The organism is Streptomyces sp. NPDC018029 (assembly GCF_044327655.1).
GTDB lineage: Bacteria > Actinomycetota > Actinomycetes > Streptomycetales > Streptomycetaceae > Streptomyces.
Window position 1 is genome coordinate 694,410 of sequence record NZ_JBIRFV010000003.1, and the last position, 16,311, is coordinate 710,720.

Sequence of the window (16,311 nt, forward strand, 5' to 3'; positions counted from 1 at the left end):
CGGGAGTTGCGTACTCGCTGTACGCGCCGCCAAGCTCAGGCTCGTGGGGGGCGTGGGCGTCAGGCGCTGGCCTGGCGTGCACGGTTGCGAGCGGCGCGGCGCTTCATTGCACGGCGCTCGTCCTCGCTGAGGCCACCCCAGACGCCGGAGTCCTGGCCGGACTCGAGCGCCCACTGCAGGCACTGCTCCATGACGGGGCAGCGGCGGCAGACGGCCTTGGCTTCCTCGATCTGCAGCAGCGCAGGACCGGTGTTGCCGATGGGGAAGAAGAGCTCGGGGTCTTCCTCGCGGCAAACGGCGTTGTGACGCCAGTCCATGGCTGCTACCTCTCCTTGGTATTACATGCGGGTTGCTTGTGAATGTGAACGCTTTCACGAATCCCCCCGCACGGGAAGGGCCGACGCCCAGTTACCTGGTGTGGACCTGTGGTGGAGGAGGGGTTCTGGCGATCTGTGGGGCCGATGTTGCGGGCCGTCCCGATCGCCATGTAGAGATTCGCAAACCTCGGCTGCGGATACAACCCCTTCAGGAAAGTTTTTTTTGATTCCTCAGTGTCGACTGGGTCACAGCCGTACTTCTATGGGGTGGACCCTGGTCTAAACGTTCGAGTGAAAGGACTTTAGCCCCTTCTGCTCACACAATCACACGCAGTGCACGGCGTACGCCTGTGAACGTCACGCTCGTCCGCAGCCCCAAGTGGTCACCGTCCATCTGGAGGGGCAGGGGCACCTTCGAATGCAAGGTGAAGTCGGTGAGGTCGTGGAGCGTAACCGCGTGCTTACCGTGCGGTCCGCGCTCGGGTGTCGAGGTCAGCAGCTGGGTGCCGTACCGGGCCACCGCGGCCGTCGAGAGCTTCTTCAGACCGAGCACGTCCAAGCCCGTGTCGAAGGAGGCCTGCGGGGACGCGTACAGGGGGCGATTGCCCAGGTAGGAGTACGGAGAGGTGTTGCAGACTATCGACATCACCAGGTCCGTCACCGGGTCCTCGCCGGGCCGCTCCAGGGTGATCATTCCGTGCCTGCGATGGGGTTCGTCGATGAACTGGCGGAGCACCTGGCGCACATAAAGGGCGTGCGTCGAGCGCCGCCCGAGCTCGCGCTGCTGTTCGACTCTGCCGACCACTCCACCGTCGAAGCCGAGACCCGCGCAGAACGTGAACCAGCGCGACGGCACGGCCTCGTCCTCCGTGCCCGGTGTGCCGCCCGCGATGCCGAGGCCCACCGTGCGCTCACTGCCCTCGCGCAGGGCGTCCAGCAGGGCGCCGGTGGCCTCCACGGCGTCGTTGGGCAGTCCCAGGGCGCGCGCGAAGACGTTGGTGGAGCCGCCGGGGACGACGGCCAGCCGGGGGAGGCGGTCCGGGTCGGGGCCGTGGTGCAGCAGGCCGTTCACGACTTCGTTGACGGTGCCGTCCCCGCCGAGGGCGACGACCAGCTCGACGTCCTTGCTCTCCGCGGCCTGCCGGCCGAGGTCCCTGGCGTGCCCGCGGTACTCCGTGGTGACCGCGTCGAGTTTCATCTCGCTCGCCAGTGCGTGCACCAGCACATCACGCGTACGCGCACTGGTGGTGGTAGCCGCCGGGTTGACCACGAGGAGTGCACGCATGCGAAGCAGACTACCTAGCGGTCTTGAGACGGCCTAGACCGAGGTGCCGGGGCGGAGGGGCCCGGAGCTACCCTGCTGGAGTGAGTACTGAGCGGAAATCCACCCCCGAAGCCCCGGAGTCGCCCGAGCCGGGCCAGCGGCCCGCGCGGGTGACCGCCGCCGCGGCCCTGGTCGCGCTGGAGGGCGTCGCCCTCCTCGCCGGGGGCGTGTACATGCTCGTGATGGGCCTCGCCGGATCACCCGACGATCCGCGGTCGGCCGAGACCGGCGGCATCACGCTGATCGTCCTCGCGCTGCTCCCGCTGCTCGCCGCGCGCGGGCTCCTGAAGCTGCGCCGGTGGAGCCGCGGGCCCGCGATCATCACCCAGATCATGGCGCTGCCGGTGTCGTGGCAGATGCTGCAGGCCGACAGCGTGGCGATCCCGGCCGGCATCGTCCTCGCGATCACGGCCGTCGCCTCACTCGTCTTCCTGATCAACCCGGCGGCGACCGAGGCCCTCGGCATCCAGGGCCCCGGCAACGTACAGGATCAGAAGTAAGACGCTCGGACTGACGCTCGGAATCAGGAAAAAGCGGCACTACGGAGAGTGACTACTCCTCGACGAGGAGCTTCTCCCGCAACTGCGCGAGCGTGCGCGCCAGCAGCCGGGAGACGTGCATCTGCGAGATGCCGACCTCCTGCGCGATCTGCGACTGCGTCATGTTGCCGAAGAAGCGCAGGAGCAGAATGCGCTTCTCGCGCGGGGGCAGGTCCTCCAGGAGGGGCTTGAGCGACTCGCGGTACTCGACGCCCTCCAGGGCCTCGTCCTCGGCGCCCAGGGTGTCCGCGACGGCCGGCGACTCGTCGTCCGTGTCGGGGACGTCCAGGGACAGCGTGGAGTAGGCGTTGGCCGACTCCAGGCCCTCAAGGACCTCCTCCTCGGAGATGGCCAGCTTCTCGGCCAGCTCGTGCACGGTGGGGGAGCGGCCGTGCAGCTGGGACAGCTCGGCCGTCGCCGTCGTCAGCGCGAGCCGCAGCTCCTGGAGGCGACGCGGGACGCGGACAGCCCATCCCTTGTCGCGGAAGTGCCGCTTGATCTCGCCGACGACGGTCGGTGTCGCGTACGTGGAGAACTCGACGCCGCGCTCCGGGTCGAAGCGGTCCACGGACTTGATCAGGCCGATGGTGGCGACCTGGGTGAGGTCGTCGAGGGGCTCGCCGCGGTTGCGGAAGCGGCGCGCCAGGTGCTCGACGAGCGGCAGGTGCATGCGGACCAGCTGGTTGCGCAGCTCCGCGTACTCCCGACTGCCGCCGTCCAGGGTGCGCAGCTCGATGAACATCGCGCGTGCGCCGCTGCGGTCCTGCGGATCGTGCCGGCCGTGCTGGTGCTCGCTCATGTTTCCCGCCCGTCGCCCGCCGCCCCGGCCGGAGAGCTGCTTGAGCTCGTCCTTGGCGGTCGGCTCTGCCTGCTCCGACACATCGGCCACCCTCAGCGGACCCGGCTGGTCCGGCTCCTCCGGGTGCGGTTTGGCCTGCTGCTCGGGGATTCCGGTGGTCATACGGCGCAACCCCTCCCTGCCGGCGGCGGGCAGACCCTGTGTGCCGCGCTCTTCGTCCCGCACCGGCCCGTCCCCGTCCCTCACGCCGGCCCGGGTCCCGCGCCGCGCTTCTTGTAGAGGCTGATCGAGACGGTGTTGTCCTCGGCGACCGTCGAGTCCACCTGGCCCGCGAGGGCCGACAGCACAGTCCAGGCGAAGGTGTCCCGCTCCGGGGCCCGGCCGTCGGTCGTGGGCGCCGAGACCGTCACTTCCAACGAGTCGTCGACGAGCCGGAAGACGCAGCTGAGCACCGAGCCGGGCACGGCCTGCTGGAGCAGGATCGCGCAGGCCTCGTCGACCGCGATGCGGAGGTCCTCGATCTCGTCGAGAGTGAAGTCCAAACGCGCCGCGAGGCCGGCAGTCGCCGTCCGCAGCACCGACAGGTAGGCACCCGCAGCAGGAAGGCGGACCTCCACGAAGTCCTGATTCCCGGGCTCGCCTGCGATCTGGGACACCCTCACCTCCAAGGTGGTACAAGCACTTTCGGGGTTCCGGGACCGCCGCCCAGCGGTGGTCCGGACTGCGTCACACGGGTAACGCACCACGTCGTTCTGCGGTGACGCTACCGCGCTCCCCAGCTCCGTGTCCCGGGGACCCCGCCTTGATGCTGTCACTCATAGTAAGCCTATGAGTACGGACAGTGGCTAGGGGTCGCGCAAGCCCAATTGGAAACAACGAGCGCCGGGTTGACGTACCCAGGCGTCAGACGATCGAACCGTCCACAAAGCACCAGCGCCAGCTCTCCCCCGGCTCGAAGGTCCTCATCACAGGGTGTGAGGTCTCCTTGAAGTGCGCCGTCGCGTGCTGGAAGGGCGACGAGTCGCAGCAGCCGACATGACCGCACTCCAGGCACAGGCGCAACTGGACGGGGTGGCTGCCGGCCGCCCGGCACTCGAGACACGTATCGCTCAGCGGGGACACCTCGGGGTGCGGCAGCGCTGCGACGTGCGGGCACTCGTTCATGATTGCCAGGTTACGACGGGAACACGGAGGGCGGAGGGGTCTGCCGATGGATGTATTGCCCCTGGTGGGACTGATCGCGGCGAGCGCCGTGGTGGCCGGGGCGGCGCGCAGGACCCCGGTGCCGGCACCGCTGCTCCTGGTCGGGGTGGGGCTCGTCGCCTCGTACGTGCCCGGAGTGCCCGACTACCACCTCGATCCGCACATCGTGCTGCCGCTGATCCTGCCGCCCCTGCTGCACACGGCCGCCCTGGAGAGCTCCTATCTGGACCTGCGCGCCAACATCAGGCCCGTCGCGCTGCTCTCCGTCGGGTACGTCCTGTTCGCCACGGTCACCGTCGGCTGGCTCGCCTATCTGCTCGTCCCCGACCTGCCGCTGACCGCCGCACTCGTCCTCGGCGCCGTGATCGCGCCCCCGGACGCGGTCGCCGCGACCGCCATCGCGCGGAGGGTGGGGCTGCCCTCGCGGATCACCACGATCCTGCAGGGCGAGTCCCTGGTGAACGACGCGACGGCGATCACCGCCTACAAGGTGGCCCTCGCGGCGGCGGTCGGCGAGGGCGCGAGCTGGTCGGGCGGGGTCCGGGAGTTCCTGGTGGCCGCGGTCGGCGGGGTCGGCGTCGGGCTGCTCCTCATGGTGCCGATCCACTGGCTGCGCACTCACCTGAAGGAGACGATGCTGCAGAACACGCTGTCCCTGCTCATCCCCTTCGTCGCGTACGCCGCCGCGGAGCAGGTCGGCGCCTCCGGAGTGCTCGCCGTGGTCGTCGTCGCCCTCTACCTCGGCCACCGCTCCTGGCAGGTCGACTTCGAGACGCGGCTGCAGGAGGCCGCGGTGTGGCGGGTCGTCGCGTTCATCCTGGAGTCGGCGGTCTTCGCGCTCATCGGCCTGCAGCTGCCCGTGGTGCTCAAGGGGCTCGGCGAGTACAGCGTGGCGCAGGCGGTCTGGTACGCCGTCGGGGTCTTCGTCTTCGTCGTGGTGATGCGCTTCGTGTGGTCGTATCCGGCGACGTACCTCCCGCGCGGCCTTTCGGCACGGATCAGGGAGCGCGAGGGGGACGTGGACTGGCGGCGGCCGCTGATCGTCAGCTGGGCCGGGATGCGCGGTGTGGTGTCACTCGCCATCGCCTTCTCCATCCCGCTCACCATGGAGGACGGGGAGCCCTTCCCGGCGCGCAACCTTGTCTTGTTTCTTACGTTCACCACGGTCATCGGAACGCTCGTCGTGCAGGGCCTGTCGCTGCCCTGGCTGATCCGTGTCCTGAAACTGCCCGGCCGTGACGCGCAGGCGCAGACGCTCGCCGAGGCGCAGGCGCAGAACGCCGCCTCAGAGGCCGCGGAGGCACGGCTGGAGGAACTCATGCAGGACGAGCGCAATGGCCTGCCACAGCCCCTCCAGGACCGTCTGCGCACCGTCCTGGAGCGGCGGCGCAACTCGGTGTGGGAGCGGCTGGGCCAGGCCAACCCGGTGACGGGGGAGTCCGCGGACGACACCTACCGCCGGCTGGCGCGCGAGGCGATCGCCGCGGAGCGCGAGGTCTTCGTGAAGATGCGGGACGAGCGGCGCATCGACGACGAGATGATGCGGACGCTGCTGCGCAAGCTGGACCTGGAGGAGGCGGCGGCCCACCGGGAGATCGAGGAGTGAGGCGGCCTACTCGGCGCCGGACGCGGCGGCGGGCTCCTCGCGGGTGCCGGTGATCACCGCGGTGAGGCGCGTGCCGGGCCGGAAGGCGCCCTCTTCGGAGAGGACGGTCAGGGCGTACAGGAGCTTCGCCACGTAAAGGTGTTCTACGGAGAGGCCGATTTCGCGGCCGTGCCGGCCCTCGAAGTCCTCGGCGAAGGCGATGAGCTCCGGTGGGGTGCGGGCGTAGCCGCCCCAGTGGAAGCGGTCGTCCAGGAGCCAGTTGGCGGTCGGCTCGCCGAACGTCCGCCGTTGCAGTGCCGCTATGTCGTCGCCCAGGAAGCCGCCTTTGAGCACCGGTATGCCGAGGGCCCGCCGGTTCGGGCCGAGTCCGGCGGCAAGGCCCGCGAGGGTGCCGCCGGTGCCGCACGCGACGGCCGCCACGTCGGTGTGCTCGCGCAGCTCCTCGCCGAGGGCAGTGCAGCCCCGCACGGCGAGGGTGTTGCTGCCGCCCTCGGGGATCACGTACGCGGCCGGGGCGTCGGTCGCGCGAAGGAGTGCCGCCAGGGTCTCCGGCTCGGCCTTCCGCCGGTACGTGCTCCGGTCGACGAAGTGCAGGCGCATGCCGTCGGCCGCGCAGCGCGTCAGTGACGGGTTGAGGGGGCGCCCGGCGAGTTCGTCGCCGCGGACGACGCCGATCGTGGCGAAGCCCAGGAGCCGGCCCGCCGCGGCGGTGGCGCGCAGGTGGTTGGAGTAGGCGCCGCCGAAAGTGAGGAGAGTGTCGTGGCCCGCGTCGGCGGCGGCCCGCAGGTTCAGGGCGAGCTTGCGGTACTTGTTGCCCGGCAGGTCACGGTGGATCAGGTCGTCCCGCTTGAGGAGCAGCTGGACGCCGCGACGGGCGAAGCGGTCGTCCGCTATGGGCTGCAGCGGGGACGGCAGCCGGGGGCGCAGGCCGACGGGCGGGGTGGGATGCACCCCGCCATTGTCTCCCGTGGCATGGGGACCGACAGGGGGAGCCCTTCACAGGGGGCTCCCCGGGCGTTCCTCGGCGCCGGGGCCTGCGTGGGAGCACAGGGCCTGCGGCGCCTACGGGGGGGGGAGTTACTTCAGGCGCTCCTCGATGCGGGCCCGCATCGAGTCCATCGTGAAGCCGCGCGGGTCGATCTTGCCCGGCTGCCACTCCAGGTGGCCGATCACCGAGCGCTCCGTCCAGCCGTGCACGCGGCAGACCGCCGCCGAGGCCCTCTCGATGGCATCCAGCTGGGCCTCGGGCCACGGGTCCTCGCCGTCGCCGAGGTTCTCGCACTCGAAGCCGTAGAAGTGGCGGTTGCCGTCGGTGTTCGCCTCGTTGTCCGGAGGCAGCCGCTTCTCGGCGATGACCGCGCGGAGCACGTCGTCGTCGCCGAGGCCCGCGTGGTTGGCGCGGCCGTAGCCGACGAGGTGGACACGGCCGTCCTTGGTGATGACGCCGTGGCAGAGCGGCCCGGGGAGCGAGGCGAAACCGTCGCGGCAGATCTCCACCGTACGCTCACTCCCCGAGGTCACGGTGTGGTGGATCACCACACCGTGCACGGGGCCCCAGGGGCCTTTGTGGTTGCGGTTGTGGTGCTCCCAGTCGCCGACCTCGACGACGGTCACGCCTTCGTCCCGCAGGGCCTCCAGGAACCTGCCCGCGGACATGGGTGGGGCCATGACCCCTCCTTTGCAAGGCGGGACGGCCGCCGGTCGCAGGCCGTCTCGTATGCCCTGCTTGTACCGGAACTCCGGTGCCCGGACCAGTTGTTCGGAATCGATCCGAGGGCTGTTCGGGCACCGTGCGAGCCGATCCGGTCAGTTGCCGTGCAGGAAGCCGTCCCCGTGCGTCGCGACATGGGACTCCACGGCCTGCAGCGCCTGCTGGGTTTCCTGCGAGGAGCCGGTGCCCCGGCGCTCCGCGAAGTACGCGGCGCCGAGCTTCTTCAGGAGGGCGTCGCCGGCCCGCTTCTCCTGGACCTCGTCGATCTTCTGCTTGCCCTGAGTGAGGCCCCGCTGGGCCTGCTCTTTCGCGCGATCGAGGAAGCCTGCCATTGCTGTCTCCTGCCGGTTGGTGCGGACGGGGCGAACGGGTTGAGCAGTGCCTCTTCCGCATGGGTTCAACGGTGTCGCGGATCTTGGAGTTCCCTGTGACTCCCGAGCCCATCAGGCTGCCCGGTGCGACACCTCCCGAGTTGCGCCGAACGGGTGGAAACGCGCCTCCTGCCCCGCTGGGGCGTGATCCATTCCCGCTCGTTTGTGTAATGGCGCGGCCACGTTCCGTGCTGGAAGGCTTGGGCGGGCACATCACCGCAGGCATCAGATCACCGCATCAGATCAGCGCAGGCACCAGATCACCGCAGGTATTTCGGGAGGGCAAAGCCATGTCGGTAGGCGAAGAGATCCGGACCGAGTCGGAGAAGCCGCAGCAGAGTCTCGGCACATCCGCCGCACGGAATCTGGCCACCACCACCAAATCCGCGCCGCAGATGCAGGAGATCAGCTCCCGCTGGCTGCTGCGGATGCTGCCCTGGGTCCAGGTGCAGGGCGGCACATACCGGGTGAACCGAAGGCTGAGCTACTCGGTCGGTGACGGCCGGGTGACGTTCGTGAAGACGGGCGACCAGGTGCAGGTCATCCCGGCGGAGCTCTGTGAACTGCCGGTGCTTCGGGACTTCGACGACCAGGACGTGCTGGGGGAGCTGGCACAGCGCTGCCAGCAGCGGGAGTTCGCCGCGGGCGAGGTCCTGACGTCCTTCGGCAGCCCGGCGGACGAGGTGTTCCTGCTCGCGCACGGCCGCGTCGAGAAGGTCGGCACGGGTCCCTACGGCGACGACACGGTCCTCGAGACGCTCGCCGACGGCTCCTACTTCGGCGAGCAGGCGCTCATCAACCCCGAGACCATCTGGGAGTACACCGCGCGTGCGGTGACCGCGTGCACCGTCCTCACCCTGCCCCGCCAGGACCTCGAACAGGTGGCGGAGCGCAGCGAGTCGCTCCGCGGCCACATCCAGCGGCTGCGGTCCATCCCGGCGCAGCGCACCAACAAGTTCGGTGAGGCGCCCATCGACCTGTCCGCCGGCCATGTCGGCGAGGCCGTGCTGCCGGGCACCTTCGTGGACTACGAATCGGCACCGCGTGAGTACGAGCTGAGCGTCGCCCAGACCGTGCTCCGCGTCCACACGCGCGTGGCCGACCTCTACAACCAGCCGATGAACCAGACCGAGCAGCAGTTGCGGCTGACCGTCGAGGCGCTGAAGGAGCGCCAGGAGCACGAGCTCATCAACAACCGCGAGTTCGGCCTCCTGAACAACTGCGAGTACGACCAGCGGATCCAGCCGCACCACGGCGTGCCCAGCCCCGACGACCTGGACGAACTGCTCAGCCGCAGGCGCGGGTCCAAGCTCTTCCTCGCGCACCCGCGCGCGATCGCCGCGTTCGGCCGCGAGCTCAACAAGCGCGGACTCGTCCCCGAGACCATCGACATGGCGGGCAACAGGATCCCCACCTGGCGCGGGGTGCCGATCTTCCCGTGCAACAAGATCCCGGTCACCGAGGCCCGCACCACCTCCATCATCTGCATGCGTACGGGCGAGGAGGAGCAGGGCGTCATCGGTCTGCGCCAGACCGGCATCCCGGACGAGATCGAACCGAGCCTGTCCGTACGGTTCATGGGCATCAGCGAGCAGGCGATCATCTCCTACCTGGTGTCGACCTACTACTCCGCCGCGGTGCTCGTGCCCGACGCGCTCGGCGTCCTGGAGAACGTCGAGATCGGCCGCTGGACATGACCCCGCGGCCGTGTCCCCGGGCGCGGCACGGGGTACACCCCCTCCGTACGCGCCCACAGGCCGAGGAACAGCCACCGTCCGCATCCTTCGCGGGGTGAGTCCATGACGGACACGACGACGGACCCGGCAGGCACAACGGCGGGCGCAGGTGCGGTGGCGGGGGCAGCGGCGGCGGGTGCGGCGGCAGGCGCGGTGGGTGTGCCGGGGAGCGACCCCGAGTCCGGTGACGGATGCGAGGCCGTGGAGATCCTGGCGTCGACGCGGGCGCACGTCGATCCGGAGCTGCGCAGGGCGATCGACACGCTTCCCGGGTCGTTGCGCCGGGTCGCGCTCTACCACTTCGGGTGGGAGCGCGCGGACGGCACACCGGCCGCCGGGCACGCGGGCAAGGCCATCAGGCCCGCCCTCGTGCTCACCGCGGTGCGGGCGCTCGGCGGGGAGCCCGCACTGGCCGTGCGGGCGGCGGCCGCCGTCGAGCTGGTCCACAACTTCACGCTCCTGCACGACGACGTGATGGACCGCGACACCACGCGCAGGCACCGGCCCACCGCCTGGACCGTGTTCGGCGTCGCCGACGCGATACTCGCCGGTGACGCCATGCAGGCACTGGCGCAGCGGCTGCTCGCCGACGACCCCCACCCGGGGGCCGCGGTGGCCGCCGCCCGCCTCGCCACCTGCGTCATGGAGCTCTGCGCGGGGCAGCAGGCGGACTGCGAGCTGGAGCGCCGCGACCCGGACGAGGTCACGCTGGACGAGTGCCTCGCCATGGCCGAGGCGAAGACGGGGGCGTTGCTCGGCTGTGCCTGTGCGCTGGGGGCGGTGTACGCGGGGGCGGGGCGGGAGGAGATCGACGCGCTCGACGGGTTCGGCCGGGAGGCGGGGCTCGCGTTCCAGCTCATCGACGACGTCATCGGGATCTGGGGCGATCCCGGGCACACCGGCAAACCCGCGGGCGCCGACCTCGCCGTCCACAAGAAGTCCCTGCCGGTCGTCGCGGCCCTGGCGTCGGGCACGCCGGCCGCGGCCGAACTGGCCGAGCTGTACCGGAGGCCGCCCGGTGGGACGGAGGGGGATCCACAGAGCGCGGCGTGCGCGGCCCGCGCCGTGGAGAGCGCGGGCGGCCGCGACTGGGCGCAGGTGCACGCGGCCGACCGGATGTCCCGCGCGATAGTCCTGCTCGCCAGGGCGGTTCCGGACCCGGAGTCGGCGGGGGGTCTGCTGGCACTCGCCGAGTTCGTGACGCGGCGTACGCATTGAAGGGGCGTAAGTAGGTGAAGGGGCGTACGCACTGAAGCGGCGTACGTAGTGAAGGGGTATGCGTAGTGAAGGGGTGTGCGGGGGCCTTCTGTGGGAGTGGGGGTGATCGCTTACGCTGCAACCGGCGGTCGGCGGCTCGTAGTTGAAGAGTGCGTGGACGCGCCGTCGGATGCGGGCGAGCGGTGAGGGGCGGGCTATGGGCGTGGCGATCCGGAGGGCCGGAGAAGGTGACCGGGAGGACGTGGTCCGGCTGCTCGACGCGGCGTTCATGCAGGACCCGGTGAGCAGTTGGATCTTCCCCGGCGAGGAGTACCGGCTGCGTACCCATGGTGCGTTGATGGGCGCCTTCTTCGACCTCGCGCTCAGCGAGGGGTATGTCGACATCACCGAGGACGGCGCGGCCGTGGCCTTGTGGTGGTCCGTTCCCGCGGGCGAGCACCACGAGGGCGATGACGACGGCCCGGCCCTGCTGCGCCAAGCCGTCGACGCCGACAACGAACGCGTCGAGACCGTCGGCAGGCTGACCGAAGCGATCCACCCGACCGACCGTGCGCACGAATACCTCCACCTCATAGCCGTACACCCGGACCGGCAGGGCGAAGGGCTCGGCACGGCACTCGTCACCGCCGTACTCGACCGGTGCGACCGCGAGGGCCTGCACGCCTACCTGGAGGCGAGCAACACCCGCAGCCGCGACCTGTACACGCGCCTCGGGTTCGCCTTCATGGGGACGACGCTCGATCTGCCCGACGGCCCCCGGATGTGGCCCATGTGGCGTGAGCCGCGGACGGCGGGGGAGGCGGCCGTCTAGCGGGCGGTCGAAGGGCTGCCCCGGCGGGCCGGACCGGAATACTCTGAGCGGTATGGGCAGCGAAGGGCCAGGGCCCGGCCCCGCCCCGCAGGACGAGCCGGTGTGCGCGGCCTGCGGAGGGCCGGTGGGTACGGCGATCCGGCGGCGCAAGGTGCTTGGGGTGTTCGTCCCCGTGTGGGGCCCCGGGCCGTGCCGCAACGCGCAGTGCGAGGCGTGTGTCGACGAGGTGGACGCGGAGTCGGCTCGGCCGGGAGGCAGGGGGAGCGGCCGGGCGAGTGGGCGCGCGAGTGCGAGGCGTTCCCGGTCGCGGTACGGCAGAAGGCCTGCCGGGCCCGGCGACGGCGAGAACAAGTAGCGCACCCCGAGGGCGGCCCGGCCGTGTGATCGGCAGTGGCGGTAGGGTCCCCGTTGGTTCGGTGAAGGTGCCGGTGGGGGACGGGGTGCGATGAGGGAACGGTGGGGTGTACTCGCCCTGGTGGGGGCCGTGTTGGTGGGATGCGGTTCCGGTGCGGGGACGGACGACGGATCGCTGCCCGCGTATGCGCGGGAGCCCGGAGTGCCACGCGTGGAGAGTGAGGACGATGTGCCCGCGCTCCCGCTGGAGCGTTACGAGTTCAGCAGCAAGGACGACAAGCGCATGGGGCAGGCGCGCAGTCGGCTGCAGCGGAAGTGCATGCGGACCCTCGGGTTCGACGACTTCCCGCTCGATCCCGGCTTCGGCCCTCTGGGCGGGGCCCGTATGTCGGAGTCCTTCACCTCGACGATGGTCCAGGTGTCCCCGTACGGGATGCTCGACCTCGACCAGGCCCGCCGCTGGGGCTACGGCCTCGACCCCGACCGTGCGAAGGCGCTGGAAGCGGAGCTGGAGCCGACGGGGCGAGACCTGACGTCGCGGGAGTACGAGGCGCTGTACGGACCCGACACGGGGGAGGGCGGCCGCTCGGTGAACGGCCGGAAGGTCCCGGAGGGAGGCTGCGCCGCGGAGGCGACGCGGCAGACCACGAGGGGCGTGGCCGATTCGGGGCGCCTCTGGGGTTACGTGCCCCAGCGCATCGAGAAGATCGACAAGGCCGTTGCCAAGGACGCCCGGGTACGCAAGGCCTTCCGCGACTGGTCGCGCTGCGTCGAGGACAAGGGTTTCAAGCGGTACGGGAGCCCGGCGCAGGCCTTCCGTGACAAGGCGTGGTGGAAGGGCGGCGAGGACGGCAACACCGGGCGTACGGAACGGGAGTTGGGTACGGCGGTCGCCGACGTCGAGTGCAACCGGAAGCTGAACACCGCCGGTGTGTGGTGGAGCGTGAGCAACGAGAAGCAGCGCGAGGACCTGCGCCGCAACAGGTCCCGGTACGAGGCCGTGCGCAAGGACCAGGACCGGGTACGGGCCGAGGTCCGCGCGGCGCTCGGCGAGGAGTGACGCAGGTGCTGCGGTCGAGCTGGGCGACGGCTCGGCTTGCCCGCCGGCGCGACGGCTCGTCCCGCTACCCCGTGATAGACACAGGGGATGACGATCTGCGGTCGGGTGTTCGATGCCGTGCTGTGTGACCTCGACGGTGTGATCCGGTTCTACGACATGGCGGAGCTGGAGGAGCTGGAGCGCACGGCCGGGCTGTCACCCGGCAGTACCGCCGAGATCGCCTTCCGGCCCGAGACCGACATGCCGCTGATGCGCGGCGAGATCACCAAGGAACAGTGGATCGCGGCGATCGCGGACGGCCTCGCCGACCGGGTGCCGTGGGCGCGCGGGCACGAGCTCGGGACGGCGCTCGCCGAGACCAAGTTCCGGGCCGACGACGCCGTGGTGGGGCTGCTGCGGCAGGCGCGTACGGCCGGACTGCTCGTCCTGCTCGTCACCAACGCGACGCCGTGGCTCGCCGACGACCTCGCCCTGCTCGGTCTCACCGGTCCCGGCGGCTGCCTCGACGACGTCGTCAGCAGTGCCGACCTCGGCGTCACCAAGCCGGACCGGCGCATCTACGAGACGGCCGCCGAGCGCGCCGGTGTCGCCCCGGACCGCTGCCTCTTCGTGGACGACCGGCAGGAGAACGTGGACGCCGCCGTCGCACTCGGCATGACCGGCCTGCTCTACCGCGAACCGGCCGACCTGCGCGTGGTGTTGGCCCCATCGGCCTGATCGCGGCGCCGGTAGCCAGTCGGTGATCCCCGTGAGCTCGTCCGCCGAGTACTGCGCGCAGGGCTGGGTGCGCGGCTTGGCGGTTCAGGATGCCGGTGCCGGCGCCCGTCATGACCTAGGTCCGGCCGGTCAGGTCGCCCGCGGTGACCGGCGTGTCCACCTCCAGGACGCGGACGAAGCAGAACAGGTCCTTTGAAGCTCAGGCCCAGGTTGTGGGTCAACTTCTGACGGCCAATCAGGTTCGTGGAGACGAAGCCGTCCAGCGCGCCGAAACGTCCTGACGGCGCGGAGGGTACGCCGGTGACCCCGTCCGCCTACCTCCGGCGCCCCGCGTTCATCGCCCCGCGTCCAGCGCCGGCGCGATGACGGCGAAGACCCGGTCCGTCAGTGCGGCCGAGTCCTCCACCCCTTCCCCCCCCCGTGCTCCAATTCCGCAGCACGGCCACGGCGGCGGACAGGCCGATGCGGGCCGTCAGTTGCAGAGAGAGGTAGGCGGGCGCGGTCCGGCAGCGGCAGCATTGAAAGTACGCAACGGCATTAAAGGCAGGGGGAGGCATCGAAGGCAAGGATTGACACTCAGTGTCACGTGAGGCAGCTTGTGTCGTATGAGTAATCAGCGCGGCTGGACCGCCGAGCAGATCCCCGACCAGAGCAACCGCCTCATCGTCGTCACCGGAGCCAACAGCGGCCTCGGCTTCGCGACCACCCGGGCGTTGGCGCGCAAGGGCGCGCGCGTGATCCTCGCCGTGCGCGACGAGGCCAAGGGCCAGGCCGCGGTCGAGCAGCTCACCGCCGAGATCCCGGACGCCGCCCTGGAGGTGCGGCGGGTCGACCTGGCGGACGTGGACTCCGTCCGCGCCTTCTCGGACGAGCTGCACGCGGATCACGCGCGCCTGGACGTGCTCGTCAACAACGCCGGCCTGATGGCGCCGCCGAACCGGCTGCTCAGCCCCCAGGGCCACGAGCTGCAGTTCGCCGCCAACCACCTCGGCCACTTCGCGCTCACCGGGCTGCTGCTCGACCTCCTGGAAGCCGGGGACGACCCCCGCGTCGTGACCGTGAGCTCTCCCAACCACCGTCAGGCGAAGCTCTTCTTCGACGACATCAACGGCGAGCGCAAGTATTCGTCGATGGGCTACTACAACCAGTCGAAGCTGGCGAACGCCGTCTTCGGCTGGCAGCTCCACCAGAAGCTGACCGCGGCGGGGAGCCCGGTGCGCAGCCTGCTCGCCCACCCCGGCTACACCTCGACCAACCTTCAGACGAGTTCGCCCGCGGGCATGGTGAAGTTCCTGTTCGGGCGGCTGCTGCTGCCGCTCGCCCAGACGCCCGCCCAGGGTGCACTGCCTACGCTGTTCGCGGCGACCGACCCGAGCGTGACGGGCGGCCAGTTCATCGGCCCCGACGGGATGGCCGAACTGCGCGGCGCGCCGAAGACGGTGGAGCTGGCGTCGCGGGCCGCGGACGCGGAGAGCGGGCGCAGGCTGTGGGACCTCTCGGAGGAACTCACCTCTGTGCGCTTCGCGTTCCGCGCCACCGCCTGACGCGAGGCTGCTGTGTCTGCCCCACGCCGGCGGCTCCGCCTCGGTCTACTGTTCAATTGAAGGATGACGGAGAGCGCATCGGGTCAACTCGCCCTCGCGGCACGGTTCGAGGAGCACAGGCCCCGGCTGAACGCGGTGGCGTACCGCATGCTCGGCTCGCTGAGCGAGTCCGAGGACGCGGTGCAGGAGGCCTGGTTCCGGCTGAGCCGCACCGAAGCGGGGCCGGACGCGGGGCAGGTGCGGAACCTCGGCGGCTGGCTGACCACCGTCGTCGGCCGCATCTGCCTCGACCTGCTGCGCTCCCGGCAGTCCCGGCGCGAGGACTCCCTGGACGCGTCCCTCCAGGCCTTCGGCGAGACGCACGTCCCGGACCCGGTCGTGACGCGCGTCGACGCGGCCGACCCCGAGCAGGAGGCGCTGCTCGCCGACTCGGTGGGCCTCGCGCTCCTCGTCGTACTCGACACCCTGGCGCCCGCCGAACGCCTCGCGTTCGTGCTGCACGACCTGTTCGCCGTGCCCTTCGACGAGATCGCGCCCGTCGTCGAGCGCTCGGCGGCGACGACCAGGCAGCTGGCGAGCCGGGCCCGCCGCCGGGTGCGGGACGCGACACCGGCCGCCGAGACCGACGTCGCCAAGCAGCGCGAGGTCGTCGAGGCGTGGATGGCGGCCACGCGCTCCGGCGACTTCGACGCGCTCCTCGAACTCCTCGACCCGGACGTCGTGCTGCGCGCCGACACCGGCGAACTGTCCTCCGGCCTGTCGAAGGTGGTGCGGGGCGCGGCGGCGGTGGCCGGCCAGGCCGCGCTGTTCGCGCGGGGCGCCGCGGACCAGCACATGGTGCTCGTCAACGGCCTCCCCGGCCTGGTCGGGCTCCCCGGCGGCGAGGCGGTCTCGCTCGGGTCCTTCACGGTGGTGGACGGCAGGATCGTCGAGATCGACATCATCGCGGACCGCGAGCGGCTGCGGCGCCTGACCCGGTCCCTGACGGACGCCTGAGACAT

The 16,311-nt window shown here is 70.8% G+C and carries 17 protein-coding genes; 9 read left to right on the forward strand and 8 right to left on the reverse strand.

Annotated features, from left to right (window positions below):
• Positions 1-59 precede the first annotated feature (59 nt).
• Positions 60-317, reverse strand: a complete 258-nt coding sequence (locus ACH4D5_RS11805; protein WP_016639615.1) for a WhiB family transcriptional regulator — start codon at positions 315-317, stop codon at positions 60-62.
• Between the two features lie 316 nt (positions 318-633).
• Positions 634-1,602: a diacylglycerol/lipid kinase family protein gene (locus tag ACH4D5_RS11810; protein WP_398301038.1), complete on the reverse strand. Its 969-nt coding sequence runs from the start codon at positions 1,600-1,602 to the stop codon at positions 634-636.
• 80 nt (positions 1,603-1,682) lie between these two features.
• Between ACH4D5_RS11810 and ACH4D5_RS11815 the strand changes: the two genes are divergently transcribed.
• Entirely contained in the window at positions 1,683-2,141 is a 459-nt protein-coding gene (locus tag ACH4D5_RS11815; protein ID WP_398301040.1) for a hypothetical protein, read from the forward strand.
• A gap of 52 nt (positions 2,142-2,193) precedes the next feature.
• On the opposite strand, the gene ACH4D5_RS11820 is transcribed toward ACH4D5_RS11815, so the two are convergent.
• From ACH4D5_RS11820 to ACH4D5_RS11830, 3 genes are all read right to left on the reverse strand, one after another.
• Positions 2,194-3,204 carry an RNA polymerase sigma factor SigF gene (locus tag ACH4D5_RS11820; RefSeq protein ID WP_398301042.1) on the reverse strand — a complete coding sequence of 337 codons (1,011 nt, stop codon included), beginning with the start codon at positions 3,202-3,204 and terminating at the stop codon, positions 2,194-2,196.
• A gap of 17 nt (positions 3,205-3,221) precedes the next feature.
• Entirely contained in the window at positions 3,222-3,635 is a 414-nt protein-coding gene (locus ACH4D5_RS11825) for an anti-sigma regulatory factor (RefSeq protein WP_030780840.1), read from the reverse strand.
• A 247-nt stretch (positions 3,636-3,882) separates the two neighbouring features.
• Complete coding sequence (locus ACH4D5_RS11830; RefSeq protein WP_365358711.1) at positions 3,883-4,143, reverse strand: UBP-type zinc finger domain-containing protein; 261 nt, start codon at positions 4,141-4,143, stop codon at positions 3,883-3,885.
• Positions 4,144-4,189: 46 nt separating this feature from the next.
• On the opposite strand from ACH4D5_RS11830, the gene ACH4D5_RS11835 reads away from it, so the two are divergent.
• Positions 4,190-5,788, forward strand: coding sequence for a Na+/H+ antiporter (locus ACH4D5_RS11835; RefSeq protein WP_398301044.1), 1,599 nt, complete (start codon positions 4,190-4,192; stop codon positions 5,786-5,788).
• A gap of 6 nt (positions 5,789-5,794) precedes the next feature.
• Here ACH4D5_RS11835 and ACH4D5_RS11840 read toward each other — a convergent pair whose 3' ends face one another.
• The 3 genes from ACH4D5_RS11840 to ACH4D5_RS11850 all read right to left on the reverse strand — a co-directional run bounded on the left by ACH4D5_RS11840 (position 5,795) and on the right by ACH4D5_RS11850 (position 7,831).
• Complete coding sequence (locus tag ACH4D5_RS11840) at positions 5,795-6,739, reverse strand: 1-aminocyclopropane-1-carboxylate deaminase/D-cysteine desulfhydrase (RefSeq protein ID WP_398301046.1); 945 nt, start codon at positions 6,737-6,739, stop codon at positions 5,795-5,797.
• 126 nt (positions 6,740-6,865) lie between these two features.
• The gene (locus tag ACH4D5_RS11845; protein WP_398301048.1) at positions 6,866-7,456 is read right to left on the reverse strand and encodes an N-acetylmuramoyl-L-alanine amidase; all 591 of its coding nucleotides are present in this window, start codon (positions 7,454-7,456) and stop codon (positions 6,866-6,868) included.
• A 138-nt stretch (positions 7,457-7,594) separates the two neighbouring features.
• Positions 7,595-7,831: a hypothetical protein gene (locus tag ACH4D5_RS11850; protein ID WP_398301050.1), complete on the reverse strand. Its 237-nt coding sequence runs from the start codon at positions 7,829-7,831 to the stop codon at positions 7,595-7,597.
• A 329-nt stretch (positions 7,832-8,160) separates the two neighbouring features.
• On the opposite strand from ACH4D5_RS11850, the gene ACH4D5_RS11855 reads away from it, so the two are divergent.
• The 7 genes from ACH4D5_RS11855 (at position 8,161) to ACH4D5_RS11885 (ending at position 16,306) form a co-directional block, all read left to right on the forward strand.
• Positions 8,161-9,567 carry a family 2B encapsulin nanocompartment shell protein gene (locus ACH4D5_RS11855; protein WP_398301052.1) on the forward strand — a complete coding sequence of 469 codons (1,407 nt, stop codon included), beginning with the start codon at positions 8,161-8,163 and terminating at the stop codon, positions 9,565-9,567.
• A 102-nt stretch (positions 9,568-9,669) separates the two neighbouring features.
• Entirely contained in the window at positions 9,670-10,824 is a 1,155-nt protein-coding gene (locus ACH4D5_RS11860) for a family 2 encapsulin nanocompartment cargo protein polyprenyl transferase (RefSeq protein WP_398301053.1), read from the forward strand.
• Positions 10,825-11,020: 196 nt separating this feature from the next.
• A complete protein-coding gene (locus ACH4D5_RS11865; protein WP_398301055.1) occupies positions 11,021-11,635 on the forward strand; it encodes a GNAT family N-acetyltransferase in 615 nt (204 codons plus the stop codon).
• A gap of 565 nt (positions 11,636-12,200) precedes the next feature.
• Positions 12,201-13,049 carry a hypothetical protein gene (locus ACH4D5_RS11870; RefSeq protein ID WP_398301057.1) on the forward strand — a complete coding sequence of 283 codons (849 nt, stop codon included), beginning with the start codon at positions 12,201-12,203 and terminating at the stop codon, positions 13,047-13,049.
• An 87-nt stretch (positions 13,050-13,136) separates the two neighbouring features.
• Entirely contained in the window at positions 13,137-13,766 is a 630-nt protein-coding gene (locus tag ACH4D5_RS11875; protein ID WP_398301059.1) for an HAD-IA family hydrolase, read from the forward strand.
• 605 nt (positions 13,767-14,371) lie between these two features.
• Positions 14,372-15,310, forward strand: a complete 939-nt coding sequence (locus ACH4D5_RS11880) for an oxidoreductase (protein ID WP_398301061.1) — start codon at positions 14,372-14,374, stop codon at positions 15,308-15,310.
• A 63-nt stretch (positions 15,311-15,373) separates the two neighbouring features.
• The gene (locus ACH4D5_RS11885) at positions 15,374-16,306 is read left to right on the forward strand and encodes a sigma-70 family RNA polymerase sigma factor (protein ID WP_398301063.1); all 933 of its coding nucleotides are present in this window, start codon (positions 15,374-15,376) and stop codon (positions 16,304-16,306) included.
• Positions 16,307-16,311 lie beyond the last annotated feature (5 nt).